Here is a 16453-nt window from a genome sequence, read left to right on the forward strand (position 1 = left end):
AAAACTGTCAGGCATTAGTATATTACTCATATAGTGCTAAGTATAATACAATAATTTAAGTTTAACAATCCATTATTTTACTTTGAATAGGATAGTATATTTGAGTATTGTATAAAATTTCTTAAAATATAGCATTACAGCAGCATTAAAAAATAACCTCCATTTTTAGGAGGTTATTTTTTAATCTAATATATATACATTTACAGATCTTCTTCCCCAGCTTTGTGCTTCAGCTTCTGAGGTTACAAAAATATCTATTCTGTTACCTTTAATGGCTCCACCTATATCTTCTGCAATAGCATAACCGTATCCTTCCACATAAACTTTAGAACCTAAGGGAATAACTCTAGGATCTACAGCTATAGTACTATAACCATTTGGATTTCTTTTAGTTGGGGCACCAGATGCTGTAATACCATCACCGCTATATGCCGTTGCAACTACATTTAATACCTGGGAAAATGAAGAAGGCATTCCTCCCCGAGATAGGGTTTGTCTATCTAAATCACTGCCGCTGTAGGCCAGAGAAGTCTGGATATATAGATTTTTGGATTCTTCCAATTGTTGTTCCTTTAACTGTTGTTCTTTTTCAGCAGTTTTAGCCAGCAATTCTTTTTGCTCTTTTATATCATCATTTAATTTAGATAGAGTAACTTCATTATTTGCTTTTAAAGCCTGTAATTTACTATTTTCATAATATAAGGCTTGTTTCTCATCTTCTATAGCTTGTTCACTTTGTTTCAGTTTAGCAATAATTTTATTATCAAATTGTATTACTCTAGTTATGGTATCCATTCTAGAGATAAAATCACTTAAACTTTCTGATGATAAAAGTACTTCAAGATATGCATCATTACCATTTATGTACATGGCTTTTACCCTATTTTTAAATAAGTGGTTCTGAATTTCAGAATTGTTTTTTGCGTCCTCTAATTTAGCCTGGGTATTTTTTATATTTTCAGCAATTTTATTCATAGCATCTTTATTATTTGAAATGTCATTAATAACTTTGTCAATTTGTGTATTTAAATTATCTATTTTCAATTGTAATTGACTTTTGTCATTTTGAGTTTGAGTTAGTTCCTCAGATGTGGAATTTGATGCGGCATTGATGTTACCACAGGGTATTATAATTAGTGCCAGCGTCATAATAACACATAAGGTTTTTTTATTCAATGTTATTCCTCCTTAAAATGATTATTAAGTCTTAAAAACTTGCTAATGTTTTCTATTATAACATCAATATGTATAAAAACTCAAGTTTTCAAGAAGCAGAAGGTCTATAGCATATATTATTTGTGTGCTGTAATCATACATCTATTTTTAAATCGATACCTATAACACCTGTTATAATATTGTTTGAATCTACAATAGGTATAGATACAGTAACGCAAGGGTTTGCGGTAATAGCAGATATATATACATCTGAAATATATTCCTTTCCCTTTATGCTTTCTTCAAACCATTTACGTACATTGGCATTTGCTATTCCATTTGGTGGATTTGAATAAATAAATTTACCCATATTATCATTTGTCCAAATTGCTTCTATATAAGAGTGTTTGTCCAAAAAATCACATAATAATTTTTTATGAATGTTTTCATCCAGGGAAGAAAGCTTATAATTGGATAATAAATCTTTTTTCATTAGAGTAATTATTTCGCTGCACATTATCTTTACTTTATCTGTGTTTAATTTAGCTATGTCTTTTTCAATTTTTTCACAAAAAGAATCTAAAGACGAAGAGGTATCAATTAAAAATTTTTGCATTTCTTTTAATTCCTTTATACTTTCATTTTGAGTTTTAACAGAACTATACATGTTTTTTACATTTGAACTTATTACTTCAAAGCTTTCCTGTACTTCATTACATTTAGAATTCATATTTTTTATAGATTCATATTCTTTGTCTGTAATATTGATTATTTCATTTACAGAATTTACAATAGCTGTCACTGACACTTTTATTTCATTTAAAATATTTTCTATATTTTGTGAGTAGGCAACACTTTTTTCCACATTTTTTTCATTGGGAATAGAGGTTTCTATAACCATTTCAATTTGTTTTTCAATTTTTTCAATGAGCTTTGATATTTCCAAAACAGAATTTTTGCTGTTTTCTGCAAGATTTGATATTTCCTTTGCAACTACACTGAATCCTTTGCCGTATTCACCTGCACGTGCAGCTTCAATAGAAGCATTTAAAGATAACATATGGGTCTGGGATGCTATATCATTAACTGTATTTAATATAGAAGATATTTCAATTGAAATTTGTTTTAATTCTTTAATATTTTTCATTGTTTTGTCTGTAGAGGACTTTATTTCCTGAATTGAACTGACTATGCCCAGGATATCTTTTAAGCCCTTCATAATAATTTGTTGGGATTCATCAGAAGTTATAGAAATATTTTTAGAAGTATCTTTTATGTTTTCAAATAAAGAGGATATTTCTCTTATAATATTAAGGGTATCATTTACCTTATAAGAGCTTGTATTATTTGTTTCTGACAGAGTATTAGCTTCCTCATAGAGTAATTCTGTAGATGAGGAGGTATACTCAATTGTGGAAGACAGATTATGTGATACAGAATAAATTTTAGTAAATAATACCTGAAATTTAAAGTTGGTCTTAAGTAATTTTTTTCTGAGAGAATCAATTAAAGTTAAATAGGAGGATTTGTTTTTTCTATCTATTGTAAAGTAATAATTGTCATTTAATAAGTTATTTAAAAATTTCTGAATTAATACTTTATCTTTATTATGTCTATGTAAAAATACTACAAAGGACAAGAAGATACCTAATATCAATCCAATAAAAAAATAAATCAATAAGCTCTCCCCTTTTTATTAAAGTTTTTAAATATTATGATATTGCTAAATTTTAGAATAATTATATCACAATTTCGTGGCGGAAACAATATATGGTAAATTAATCAGCTTATTGAGATAAAAATATTGTTACTAAAATCTAAATGTATTTGGTATAATTAAGTTAAAAAATATAGTTAAAAGATAATTAGGAGGATGTATGATATATAATCTGGAAAGAATGTTTGATGATATGATAAGCGAAGATGAGGAAGAAATGGAGATAACCTGCATAAAAGAAGCAGAAAATCTTATAAAAATGGGAATGGATTTATTGACGGTCATAAGGATAACAGGACTTGAATGGGAAGAAATAGGTAGTATAAAAAAATATATGAATTAATAAACTGAAATTTTAATGAATATTTCCGAGGTAAAATATATGTTAACTTTATGTATGATAGTAAAAAATGAAGAAAACACCCTGAAGAATTGTCTTATTGGGGCAGCTTCTTTTGTAGATGAAATAATTATAGTAGATACTGGCTCTACAGATAATACAAAAGATATAGCTCTAGAATTTACAGATAAAATCTATGATTTTAAATGGTGTAATGATTTTTCAAAGGCCAGAAATTATTCTATAGAAAAGGCATCTAATGACTGGGTGCTTATCCTTGATGCAGATGAATTTATTATGGATTTTTCAAGCAGTAGTGTACAGGAATTCATAGAAGAGCCTTCAAATAGAAATAAGGTGGGCAGGATCAAGAGAATAAACCTCATGGAAGATTCTTATGGAAATAATAAATATACAGAAAGAATAAATAGACTTTTCAATAAAAACTATTTTAATTATGAAGGTATAATTCATGAACAGATTGTAGCTTTGGATGGAAAACCTTATAAAACTGAGATGGTAGATATAACAGCAGAACATGTAGGCTATACCCGGGAAGTATTAAATAAGACAGGAAAAATTAAAAGAAACATAGATTTATTAAAAATGGCGGTGAAAGATAACTTAGAAGATCCATATCTTTATTTTCAACTGGGTAAATCTTATTATATGTTAAAAAATTATAAAAATGCAGTGATGTATTTTGAAAAGGCGTTGTCTTTTTCCCTGGATTTTAGTTTGGAGTATGTGGAAGATTTAGTTGAGACTTACGGATATGCTTTGATTAACAACGGAAAGTACCAAGAGGCACTTATACTTAAAAATTGTGCTGAAGTTTACTCAAATTTTGCTGATTTTCATTTTCTTATGGGATTAATATATATGAATAATGCCAGGTTTACCCAGGCTGTAGAGAGCTTTTTAAAGTGTACTGAATTTTCTTGTGCCAGGGTAGAAGGGGTAAACACTTATATTTCCTATTATAATATAGGCGTTATATATGATGTACTGGGATTTAGAGAAAATGCTCTGGAGTATTATAGAAAATGCGGCAATTATAAGCCGGCAGCAAAAAGGCTTAAGGCACAACTGAATTAGAACATAGATGTAAAGTATGCCAGTATGTTCTACGATAATTAAATAATGTAAGTATTTGAGTATTTAATTTATGTCTTAATTTTAATAAGGTATTAAATTTTCGGATTCCTTAAATTGACAATCCTATGTGGCTGAATCCCCATAGGATTTAAGTCTTAATACATGGATTAAATATTAATAAAAAATTTTGGAGGAAAACATTGATTAGGAAAAGAAAACAAATACTGACTTTAATATTAGCCTCTGTAATCAGTTCTACTTTGTGTTATAAAGTAAATGCTGCCTATCCTACCCGAAAGAGGCTGGCAGGGGAAGATAGATATATAACTTCCCTAAAAGTCGCACAGGATGGATGGGATTCGTCCTATTATGCTGTTTTAGCCTGTGGTGAAGATTATCCAGATGCCTTAAGTTCTGTACCACTGGCAAAAAAATATGATGCACCAATACTTTTAACCCACAGAACCTATATAGATTCTTCTATAGTTGAGGAGCTTAAAAGTCTTAAAGTGGGAAAAGTATTTATAATAGGGGGAACGGCTTCTATAAGTGATACTATTTTAAATCAGTTGAATTCTCTTGATATACAAACAGAGAGAATAGGAGGGGTGGACAGATATGATACTTCTGTAAAAATTGCAGAGAAATTTGGAAAGGTAAATACACTTACAGTGGCTACAGGAGAGGATTATGCAGATGCCATATCCATAGGTTCTGCAGCTGGGGCAATGGGAGTTCCGGTGCTCCTGGTACCTAAAAATATTATGCCAGAGGGTACTAGAAATTACATAGAAGAATTAAATACTGTAATAAATTCAGATTATAACAATAAACAAAAAGGGCAGACCACAAACAGCAGCAATGAAGGGGAATTCAGGAATATAAAAGTTTTTGTGGTAGGTGACAACAGTGTAGTAAGTGATAATGTAGCAAGAGAATTTGAAAACACCTTTAAAGATGATGTCACTAATGAACAATTTGGATATGTGGAGAGAATAACAGGTAGTGATAAATATGAGAGAAATATAAATGTAATAGCCAGATTTCTTGAAAAATCTACTGGAACAGATGTGGATTACGACGACGTTGATGACGATGACTATACAAAAACTGACTATTCAACCAAATATGATTTGTTCAGCTTAAATAATATATTTGTGGCCTCGGGAGATGGGTTTGCAGATGCACTGTCAGGAGCAGCAGAAGCAGCTAAAAATAGAGCACCTGTCATACTTTCAGGTACATCAAATTCAAATCTTATAAAAGATCTTATTCTAACTAAAATACCTAATTATAATAACGATAGTACTAACCCTGAATATATTACAGTTTTAGGGGGAGAGGGAGTACTGCCAAACTCCAGGGTAAGGGAGATCTTTGGATATATAATTGGGGATAAAAATACAAGTACGGGAGATTCATCTATCACTACTTTTCAGGATTCCAAACTGGAAAAACTTATAAGGGATAAGGTTGGAAAACCTATTGGAACTCTTGCTTATTCGGATTTAAAGAATATTACATCTTTAAATTTAAGCAATGAAGGTATAACAGATATAAGTGGACTTGAGAGTTGTGTGAATTTAAAGAGTCTGGATTTAAGTTATAACCAGATAAAAGATGTAAAACCTCTTTTGAAGCTGTATGATATTAAAGATCTCAATTTAAGCCATAATAAAATATCAGACGTTTCATATTTGTCCAACCTTACAAGTTTAGAACAATTGAATTTAAGCGATAATAATATAAGTGATCTCAGTCATTCAAGAGAAAATACCAAAGATGATGATGATTCGGATTATGACAAGACAAGTGACAGTGTGTTTAAAAATATGACCCATCTAGCTTTTCTGGATTTAAGCAATTCTAGTGTAAGCGGAAGTTACAGTTATAAAAATTCCATAGATAGTTCCGACTTGGATGAACTGGAATATTTAATAAGGCTTACTTCATTGAATTTAAAAGGTACAAATGTGGCAAGTCTCACTAATTTAAAAGAGCTTGAAACCCTGACCACCTTGAATTTAAGTGATACAAGTGTAAGTAATCTGGAGCCTCTAGAAGAATTAACGGATTTAACTTATCTGGATTTAAGCAATAATAGCAGGATAGACGGGGATGATTTAAAGCCGCTGCAATACCTGACCAAGTTAAAATACTTAAATTTAAGCAATAATAGAATTGACGATTTAACCTATTTAAAGGGGCTAAAGAATTTAAATACATTATATTTGGAGGACAATCCAATACTCGACTATACCCCAATACTTTCTTATAAAAATTCACTTTATTACAGGGATTTTGATATAAGTTCCATAAGTGGAGATGTTACATATTCCAAAGATTCCACTATAGATGGGTCAATAAAAGGTCAAATAAATGATTTTGAAGATGTTTATGAATATGGTGACTACGACAAGCTGAGGTTCAGAGTACTCTATCGTCCTTATGATACAGGAGCCTATAGTGATACACTTAAAGGTCTTAAACAGGAGATGGACTGGCTCCAGCAAGAAATAGCTTCAGGAGGAATGTCTTCTTTGGAACTTAAAAATGTAAATGATGATTTAACCAGTGTTAAAAATGAACTATCGGACATTACCAAAAAGGATGCCATGAATTCAGAAGCGGCAAACTTGGAAAATCAGCTTTCTTCATCTTATGATGCAAAAGACATGGAAAAAATAATCAATAAAATTAACTATGAATATTCAGACTATAGATATGATTATTATAGAACTTTGGTAGATAGATGCACAAGTGACATACAAAATATAAAGGCTCAAATTCAATTGATTGGACTTCAGGGTTCCGGTTACAGCAGCACTAACACCATTGACAGTCTCCAAAATATGCTGGAGGAAAAACAAAAAAATAAAGATTTTGCAGAAGAGAAGATAAATATGTATGATAGATACAGAAATTTTTTCAATGCTGTAAATTCAGTGTTGGAACAAAATTAAAGGGAGGAGGAACTTACATATTTATGGATAATTTAAAACCTAAGCATGTACTTAAAAGTAAAAAGATAGCTTTGCTTGTCACATCTCTGGCAATTTTAGGTGCTTTAGGAACTGTAAAAGTATATGCAGCACCAGAAGTTGAGAGGTACAGCGGCATAAATAGATATGAAACAGCAGCCAAGGTCTGTGATGCGGGGTGGGATACTGCGGCTTATGCTGTAATAGTAAATGGAGAAAATTATCCTGATGCCCTTGCAGCGGCTCCACTTGCAGCAAAATATGATGCACCTATACTTTTGACCGGGCCAGATACATTGAATGCCTATACATCCTCTGAAATAAGCAGATTGAATGTAAAAAATGTTTTTATAGTGGGAGGAAAAGGCGTAGTATCTCAAAGTGTGGAGGATTCACTAAAGTCAAAAGATATAAAAGTTACAAGACTTTCAGGAGATGACAGATATGAAACAGCCCTGGCAGTAGCTAAAAAAGTAGGTAAGTCTAAGGAAGTAGTTCTTGTAAATGGAAATGATTTTAGAGATGGGATGACCATAGCTGCCATAGCTGCCTTAAAAGAAATACCTATAATATTGACAGATGGAGCGTATATGCCAGCGGATGTTAAAAAATATTTAAATAATACTTCCAAAATGGATCAGGTGTATGTAGTAGGAGATGCAAATACCATAAGTGATGAGGCTATAAGCGGTCTTTCCAATGTGAAAAGAATAGGTACAGGCAATGCCTACAACAAAAATGTAAGTGTCATAGAAGCCTTTGCAGGGGAAATAGATACAAGTACCCTTTACATAGCCTCTGCTAAGGATTTTCCTGATTCTCTTGGGGCATCAGCTCTGGCACCTAAAACTTCATCACCAGTATTATTTGTGGACAGTCCCCTGGATGAGTCTACTTCAACTTTCCTTAAAACACATATAGTAAACAATTTAAAAGTGTTGGGAGGTTCAGGGTCTATAAGTTATGATTTGGAAACCACTGCTAAAAATTTACCTTTGGATATAGGAAGCACAAATAATTTTACAGATACCATATGGCAGGATGAAAAATACACTCCAAGGTCCACTGTTGTGGTAACTGCCACAGACGGCACTAAAAAGGAAGTTCCTGTGGAATGGAATTTAACCAATATAAACACCACAAAACCTGGTATTTATACTTTTACGGGAACTTTAAGCGGTAGTGACAAGACTGTATATACTACTCTTACGGTAAAACCACTTCCCTATAAAATTGATAACTTAACTGAAACTGCAAGTAGTAAAGCAAGTTATAAACTGCCAACTACTGTTACTGCCCAGATGACAGATGGTACTACGGATGAAGTGGCTGTAAACTGGGATTATGGAACACAATCTGGAAACAAGCCGGGAGTTTATATATTTAATGGTACAGTGGATAAGTACAGTAAAAAGGTTAAACTTACTTTGACAATTACTGCAGGTTCTACAAAAACCATAAAGAGTATTGCAAATATAAAGGCAACTGTAGCTAAAAAGTCTGATTATACTCGCCCAACTATGGTAGAAGCTCTAATGAGCGATGGTTCTACTGAGGATGTAGCTGTAACCTGGGGAAATGAAACCAAGTATGGCACTGGAGTATATACCTATGAAGGAACTGTAAGTGGATACAGCAAAAAAGTAGGCCTTATGCTTATAGTTACAGGAGAAGGAGGAACTGATCCAAATGATCCAGATTATCCAGATAATCCTGATAACCCAGATGATTCAAAAGATTTAGGAGAATTAGATGCTATAATGCAAGGGGAAAATTATCCAACTACAGTAGCTGATCCTTCCACAGGAAAACAAGTGGCAGTTACTTGGACAGAAGCTGTTAGTATAAGTTCTCAATTTAAAGATGACGATTATGTAGATGGATGCAGAGTTGCAGAGTTTACTTTATACGGTGTTATCAAGGGCAATGTTAAAGTAAAAGCAACTATAGGAATAATGCCAAAGATTATTTCTCTTAATTCAGAAATAACTATCAGCAGAGCAGATTATCCAAATGGTGTAAATATGTCTGATTTATCAGATTTGATAAGTGCAGCTATAATTGGAGAAGATGGCAACAGGACATCAAAGAAAGTGCATGTTCTTTTGTGGAATCCACCTACTATAGATCCAACTAAAGCCAATATTTATTATGTAAATGCAACTATAAGTCATTACAGTAATAATCCTGTCAGGATTACAATAACAGTAACTGATTAGATAATTAGGAAAGGGCAGAGATTTGTCCTTTCCTGTAAGTTATATAAAGGGAGGTTATTTAATGAAGAAAACTAAAATGCTGGTCATAACTGCATCCATAGTACTAGGACTTAGTGCAGCAGTAGAAGCAAAGCTGCCCGCCAATGCCATAGTAGTTGGAAGTAATGTTTATGATATAAGCTACTTGACTAGCAATATCTCAAAAATAAATGATGAGGTAATGAATAATTTAGGTTCTATTTTTTATGTTGATAGTAATAATGTAACTAAAGATATATTTACAGGTTCTACTCTTGATGATTCACAAATAGTAAACAGAGTTGGAAATACATTAAATTATTACACCTCAAGTGGAACTGTTCAAAAATTAGTAGCTGATTCCAACAATGAGTTTGATCCAAATGGAATAAATGTAGGAGATTTATCCGCTGTAATAAATATAACTTATAAAAAGATTACAGTTGGAAGTCAAACCTTATATGCCTATACTGTAAAAGTAACTCAAGTTTTAGGATTGCAGGATGCTGCTTACTTTAGTATAGATACTAGTTCTACGGTTCCTTTGACTCAAGTTAATACTTATATAGGAACAGCTTTAACTAGTACACCCAAATTAACTATATATGATACAAAGCAAAAAGATATAGCCAGTGGGTCAGTAATGGGGGTATCTCTTGGGGGTGACAGTGGTACTATTGATGTACCTGTATCTTTACATTATGATGGCAGTCAACAAATTGAAACAGGAAATGGAAATTCTTCTGTTAATTTGGTGAATACAGGTTTTTCTGTTGTAGATTCAGATAATGAATGGATGTATTATGTTAATACTGCTGATAAAAATAAACTCTATAAAAAAAGTGTATCAGGGGTGGATAATTCACCTATAAGTGATGATAAGGTAGGGTATATAAATTTATTAGGAGATTGGGTATATTATATAAACTATACTGATGATTCAAAAATTTATAAAGTAAGGACAGATGGTACCCAAAAACAAAAAGTAGCTGATGATATGGCTTCCTGTTTAAATATATTATCAGGGAAAATTTACTATATCAATCACAGCGACAGAGCCAGAATATATGTAATAGATTCCCAGGGCAGAAGACAGCTTTGTAGCGATTCAGCTAGTATGTTAAGTGCAGGAAGTAATAATTTTTTATACTATGTAAATACTTTAGATGATAATAAATTATATAAATATCTTCTTACCAACAGCACAAAATCTACAGTTAGTGATGTTTCTGTTCAATTTTTAAATGTTTTAGGGGATAGTTCTGTATTCTATACTGGAAAAAATGGATTATTATATGCATCCAGTGGTTCCTACTATTCAAATCCAAATGGTGTGGTAGCAGTTACAAATGTTCCTACAGGTAAAGGAAACAGCACTACATTAAAACCTGTAAATGACATACTAACTGTTATATGTGCCGAAGATGACAATAATATTTACTATAAAAGTTATGTAGATAGTGGAAAATTATATAAATTAGACAAAAGGTCAGGAAATGGTTATAAAATTGTGGATGATTCAGTTGAGTATGTGAATATTATTGGAGATTATATTTATTACACTAAGAGTGGAAAATTGTATTATGTTCCTAAGGACTCTGATGGTACGGTAAAGGGAACAGCGGTAACAAAACCTAAGTTAACTTTAAAGATAAGTAAACTGGGAACCATAGATACTATTAGAACAGATGATATAAATAAAGTTAATTTTCCAGACAGGGTAGCTGCTACAATGAGTGATAATTCAACAGCACAACTTGTGGTGAACTGGGACAAGACAATACCAAAGCCATCAAAGGGAGTGTATACTTTTAAGGGAACAATTTTAGGCTATGGAAATAAAGTTTCTCTTAATGTAATTTTAGACTCTGGAGTTATAGATATAAACAATGTTACGGTTGTAAATGGAGTTGGAAGTAAGGATACAGTTACAGTAACAAAACTGAGTCAAGGGGATATTATAAGCATATATACAAATTACACAGATACCAAACCAATTAAGACAGCTACTGCTGCGGCTAATGGTACAGCTGTTGCCAGTGGGCTAAATCTGAATTCAAATGGAGACTATTTGTATATTACTGTAACCAGGACAAATAAATCAGAAGGGGAAAAATCAGCTTATATGTATGGGCCGGAAGCTCCAGTGAATTTTTCTGTAGATGCTGTAAATGGAAAAATTACAGGATTGAAATCGGGAATGAGTTACAAGGTATTCTTAGAGACAATTGATCCTAATACTGGCAGTTTACCGGATGTTCCAGATTCCAGTGTAGAAGTAACTGTAGGTAATAATGGACAAGCAGCTTCTGATGGAAGTATATCAGTGGAAGCATTAAAGAGTATGACTGACTTAAAACAGTTAAGGATAGTTGCAACCAATGGAAATGACAGTGCTCCATCTGCGGCAGTGGAAGTAGGAAAGCCTAAATTAGATGGTGTATCGGTAGATTTAACTAACAGCAGAATTTTGGGAACTACTGTAGATATGGAATACAGCTATGCATATGATAGTGTTACTAGTCCAAACCCATCTGATTGGACTGCTTGTTCAACTATAAGTACTCCTGTATCAATGACAAGATCTCTTCAGGTTTCTGTAAGGAAAAAGGCAAATGGACCTTATCTCCAAAGTGATATTGCCACCTATGGATTATTTCCGGCACCAGTGGTTACAGGAATTACAGATGGAGGAACTTATTCAATTGGAAGTGATTTAACTGTAGTTTGGCCAGCTAATGTAGATGATAGTAATGGGAAGGTCACTTATACAGCAGTACTTTATAATTTAACGGATAATACTACTAATACCAGTATCACAAATGTTACAGGTAATAATTATAGTAGTGATTTAATAAAGCTAAATGCTGATAAAACAGCAACAACCGCTGATAGTATTATTAAAACAACAGATATAACAGGAACTGGAAAGAACTACAAGCTTGTAGTAACCGCTGTTAAAGAAACTCCATCAGGTCTAAAAGGACAATCTCAAACCACTATAAACTTTGCCGTTACTGCAGGAAAACCGCAGACTGTGGATATAAGTATGGTTGAAAATCCAGGAACGATGAAAAAGAATGCATCAGATAATTGGGTATCGGTAGATCCAACTACAGATGCATTAACTTACTATAATGCCACACCTAGATGGACTGATTATCCAAGTACTTCAAGTACAGCGGTAATTCAGAGACTTGAATTGGAGTCTGTTAGGAATTTGTCACAAGTAGACTTAAATACTATAAAGGTCAAAGATTGGAATAGCGCAGCCAAAGTTTCTTTTGCACCTAATACCCCTGTTACCCAGGATGGATATTATAAATTAACAGTAACATCCCAGGCAGATGATAACAAAGCAACTACAGATACAATTAAATATTTTATAGTAGATACTACTAGAATTCCAGTTTTACCTAAGATTGATGGAATAACTGATAATGGCACATATAGTGCTGGCATAACAGCTGGAATTACAATAACTGAGGATACAACCAAAGGGGAGAGTTTAACCATACCAACACTTATACGTGATGGATATGTAACACAGCTTTTAGATACGAATGGCGATATTATAAATCCCACAGAACCTGGCAGTGCTGCAGTTACAAGCGGAGCTATAACTTTAAAAGGTACTTATCAATTGGATTTAAATACCGTAAATGTTGTAAATGGTAAAAAGGACCATAAAACTTATAATTTCTATGTGGATAATACAGCAACTGTTTCAGATCCTGTAGCTTCAGCTGATATTTCAGTTCCAGATAACAATACTGTAGAAGTAAATAATATACCATATGGTTCCACAATTAAGGTGTATAGTTCTTCAGGAAGTCTGTTAGGTTCAGCAACTAATTATAGCGTATCAGGTTCTGTATCAGTGACTATATCAGGAGGAATACCAGCTAATGAAACTAGCATTTACGTAACAAGGACTGACAGCGGAAAGCAAGAAAGTAATAGGACCCAATATGCACTGACCTTGTCACCAAGTATAAAATCAATTTCTCCAACAGTATTCAATGAAGTGGATAATACTGGTGCTGTAAAGGGAACCGTGTCAGGAACCCCAACAGATACTATAGCAGTGGAAATACAGAATGGAACGGTAAATGGAGCTGTAAATGATATTATAACAGCTAAGGTAACAGTAACTACTGGAGCTTTGCCAACAGGGTTAACTTATAAGGCAGTAAAATTGGATGATACCCATATTGGAATAGTTATTGAAGGTACTGCAAGTTCAAGTGAAAAGACAGACAGTATAAGTAATTTAGTATTTACTATAGATGAATCAGCAATATCACCAACAACAGGAGGAACTAGTGCAGATATTCAAACAACACCAGTTACTATAAACTTTAATAGTGCTCCAGCAGCTGTAACTAATGTGGAAGCTGCTGACATTGGAAATGATAATAAAGGTAGTGATTTACAAGTTAAGTTTAATGCAGCATCAGATGAATCAACAAAGGTGGGATCTTATAGGATATTTGTAGTAAAACATGGAAAAACATTTAATTTGGCAGCTGCAAATGCTGTATCATCAGCAAACTATACTACTGTTGGAAAGACAGGAGGAAATATAACAACAACATTAAGTGCAACAGCTAAGGATACTGATGGAGCGGTTATTGCAAATGGAACAGCTTATGATATTTATGTTTTAAGTGTAGCAAATGGAACAAATGCTAATTTAAATGCATTATCAACAGCCAAATCTAATTTCACTCTTACTAATGCACCATTACCAGTAATATTTTCAGTAGCAGGCAAAACAACATCACCAGCAACTTTAAATGATGAAACTCCAGATGTAGTGGTCAAAGGTGTATCAGCAGGGAATACGGTAACTGTTTATGATGGCAGTAATGATATAGGAAGTGGAACAGTAGCAGTAGGAAGTACCACAATAACAATTACTACTAGTGCTCTATCAGTAAGTTCACATACACTGACAGTTAAAGCTACAGATGACGGAAGTATAATTAATACTTCAACACCATTTGTATATATTGTTGATAAAACAATCACTCTGCCAACAACTGACGGTTCATCAACATCAAGTTCATTGGTGTTAAAGGCAGGAGGTACTGAAACTGACTGGGCTTCAGTTGCAGTAACTAGTGGTGGTACGGCATCAGGAACAAAAGTGGCTTCTTCTGTATCAGGAGGAAATACTTGTACCATAAATGGAATTGTAGCAAGCGATGGTCAAACAGTAATATTTACTATAACAGATAATGCAGGAAACACTAAGTCATTTACAGCTACTTGGAATGAATCTGGATCATCTTGGGATGTTTTAACTGTTTAAATTTAATATTTTACAGTAATAATCTATAAGGATTATTACAATAAAAAATAGGAGGAAGTAAACATCTTCCTCCTTTAAACAAAATAACATATCCACTTCTCAGGTGTTGAAAGGAGGAGCTAAATTGATAAAAAGGATTAAAAAATACAGTTTAATAGCATTAACCCTATTTATGTTTTTATGTCTCAGCAATGGGGCTGTTTTAGCAGAGGACAGTGACACTGTAAATCTTGGAACCAGAACAATAACTGATGTAAATAAAACGTGGACAATAACTTTTAATAATCCTATAGAGTTTGACTCTGTAGCTGGCAACGTAGAAATTAGGGATGTCACCACAGGGAATAATGTTCCAATAAGTCCTGTACAGGGAGACAATAGATCTGTTGTTATAGTAAAAGCACCTTCTGAAGGGTATACAGTAGGCCATAATTATCTAATCACTGTAAATAAGAATATAAAACTGGAAAGTGGAACTCCATTATCTAAAACTACCACACTTAATTTCATAGTTGCCTCAAAGGAGGATAATGAGTATACTCTATCTGCAGATATTACTGTGTCACCGATTATCAGTGTATTTAAACAGATAACTGTAACTTCTACAAATTTGCCTGGTGCATCAAAGTATAAGATTGATGAGAACAATAAGTTATTTGATATAGGGGAGACCATGGCTTCATTGATATCAGAAGATACTGTGAAAGTCTATATATGTGATTCTAGTGGAAATGTACTTGGAACAGCTGATATGGATGTTTCCACCACCAAGAACAATATAAGTTTAAAATTACAGTAGTAAGTACTGTTCAAGGGAGAGGAAAATTTTGAAAAGAATTATGAAGAAAGTTGCTTTGATTTTAACCCTGGTAGTAATCTTATGTGTTTCTTATAATACTTTTAGTATTTCAGCAGAAGAAGATTTTAAAAATATGGGAACCAAGGTTATAAGTAATGTGAATAAAATCTGGACGGTAGAATTTACATCTCCGGCAGATATTGATTCTTTGAATAATAATATTAGAATTGAAGATCTTACAGATGGAAGTATTTCTAATTTAAGTGCTTCTCAGGGAGAGGATGAAAATTCAGTAGAAATTAATCCGCCTTCTGGAGGATATAAATTGTCCCATAATTATAAATTAGTCATAGATAAAAGTTCTAAATCTAAAAAACAAGAAAATCTGCCAAAGTCTGTTGTATTGTATTTTAATGTAGCTTCTAAAGAGAATAATGGCTATACTATTTCGGCAAATGTGGAGGTTTCTCCAATTATTGATATAGCAAAGACAATAACTATATCTGCTGCAAATTTACCTGGTGTATCAAAATATAAGATAGAAGGCAGTAATAACTTATGTGATATAGGTAAATCGGTATTTTTATTTGTTGCCCAAGACACAGTAAAAGTCTATCTATATGATAATAAACAGAATTTGCTGGGTACTTCCACGCTGGATGTAAGTACTACTAAAAATAATATCAGCACGGATATAACTTTGGCAGATTAAATGTTATAATAAGCGAGAAAAGAAAAACTATTGTAAATAGAGCAAAAAAGGCATATAAGTGACAAGGTTAATCTTAACTTGTCATTTATATGTTTTT

Annotated in this window: 9 protein-coding genes; 7 read left to right on the forward strand and 2 right to left on the reverse strand. The window is 32.8% G+C overall.

Going from position 1 to position 16453, the window contains the following annotated elements; translation table 11 throughout:
* Positions 1 to 180: 180 nt before the first annotated feature.
* Complete coding sequence (locus CKL_RS05395) at positions 181 to 1176, reverse strand: 3D domain-containing protein (protein ID WP_012101475.1); 996 nt, start codon at positions 1174 to 1176, stop codon at positions 181 to 183.
* Between the two features lie 133 nt (positions 1177 to 1309).
* Positions 1310 to 2833 (reverse strand): methyl-accepting chemotaxis protein, encoded by a 1524-nt coding sequence (locus tag CKL_RS05400; RefSeq protein ID WP_012101476.1) that lies wholly within the window; start codon positions 2831 to 2833, stop codon positions 1310 to 1312.
* Between the two features lie 199 nt (positions 2834 to 3032).
* Between CKL_RS05400 and CKL_RS05405 the strand changes: the two genes are divergently transcribed.
* The 7 genes from CKL_RS05405 to CKL_RS05435 all read left to right on the forward strand — a co-directional run bounded on the left by CKL_RS05405 (position 3033) and on the right by CKL_RS05435 (position 16356).
* On the forward strand, positions 3033 to 3215 hold the full coding sequence (locus tag CKL_RS05405; protein ID WP_012101477.1) for a hypothetical protein: 183 nt from the start codon (positions 3033 to 3035) through the stop codon (positions 3213 to 3215).
* Between the two features lie 39 nt (positions 3216 to 3254).
* Positions 3255 to 4310, forward strand: coding sequence for a glycosyltransferase (locus CKL_RS05410; protein ID WP_012101478.1), 1056 nt, complete (start codon positions 3255 to 3257; stop codon positions 4308 to 4310).
* 200 nt (positions 4311 to 4510) lie between these two features.
* Positions 4511 to 7273 carry a cell wall-binding repeat-containing protein gene (locus CKL_RS05415; protein WP_012101479.1) on the forward strand — a complete coding sequence of 921 codons (2763 nt, stop codon included), beginning with the start codon at positions 4511 to 4513 and terminating at the stop codon, positions 7271 to 7273.
* Between the two features lie 23 nt (positions 7274 to 7296).
* Positions 7297 to 9510: a cell wall-binding repeat-containing protein gene (locus CKL_RS05420; protein WP_012101480.1), complete on the forward strand. Its 2214-nt coding sequence runs from the start codon at positions 7297 to 7299 to the stop codon at positions 9508 to 9510.
* 61 nt (positions 9511 to 9571) lie between these two features.
* Positions 9572 to 14845, forward strand: coding sequence for a DUF5050 domain-containing protein (locus tag CKL_RS05425; RefSeq protein ID WP_242649452.1), 5274 nt, complete (start codon positions 9572 to 9574; stop codon positions 14843 to 14845).
* Between the two features lie 124 nt (positions 14846 to 14969).
* On the forward strand, positions 14970 to 15644 hold the full coding sequence (locus CKL_RS05430; RefSeq protein ID WP_012101482.1) for an Ig-like domain-containing domain: 675 nt from the start codon (positions 14970 to 14972) through the stop codon (positions 15642 to 15644).
* 28 nt (positions 15645 to 15672) lie between these two features.
* Positions 15673 to 16356 carry a hypothetical protein gene (locus tag CKL_RS05435; protein ID WP_012101483.1) on the forward strand — a complete coding sequence of 228 codons (684 nt, stop codon included), beginning with the start codon at positions 15673 to 15675 and terminating at the stop codon, positions 16354 to 16356.
* The last annotated feature ends 97 nt before the right edge of the window (positions 16357 to 16453 follow it).

This window comes from Clostridium kluyveri DSM 555, from assembly GCF_000016505.1.
GTDB classification, from domain to species: domain Bacteria; phylum Bacillota; class Clostridia; order Clostridiales; family Clostridiaceae; genus Clostridium_B; species Clostridium_B kluyveri.

Bases quoted from the DNA above. Each gene is read 5' to 3' on its own strand.
- CKL_RS05405 (WP_012101477.1), top strand. From the start codon at position 3,033: ATGATATATAATCTGGAAAGAATGTTTGATGATATGATAAGCGAAGAT.
- CKL_RS05410 (WP_012101478.1), top strand. From the start codon at position 3,255: ATGTTAACTTTATGTATGATAGTAAAAAATGAAGAAAACACCCTGAAG.
- CKL_RS05420 (WP_012101480.1), top strand. From the start codon at position 7,297: ATGGATAATTTAAAACCTAAGCATGTACTTAAAAGTAAAAAGATAGCT.
- CKL_RS05425 (WP_242649452.1), top strand. From the start codon at position 9,572: ATGAAGAAAACTAAAATGCTGGTCATAACTGCATCCATAGTACTAGGA.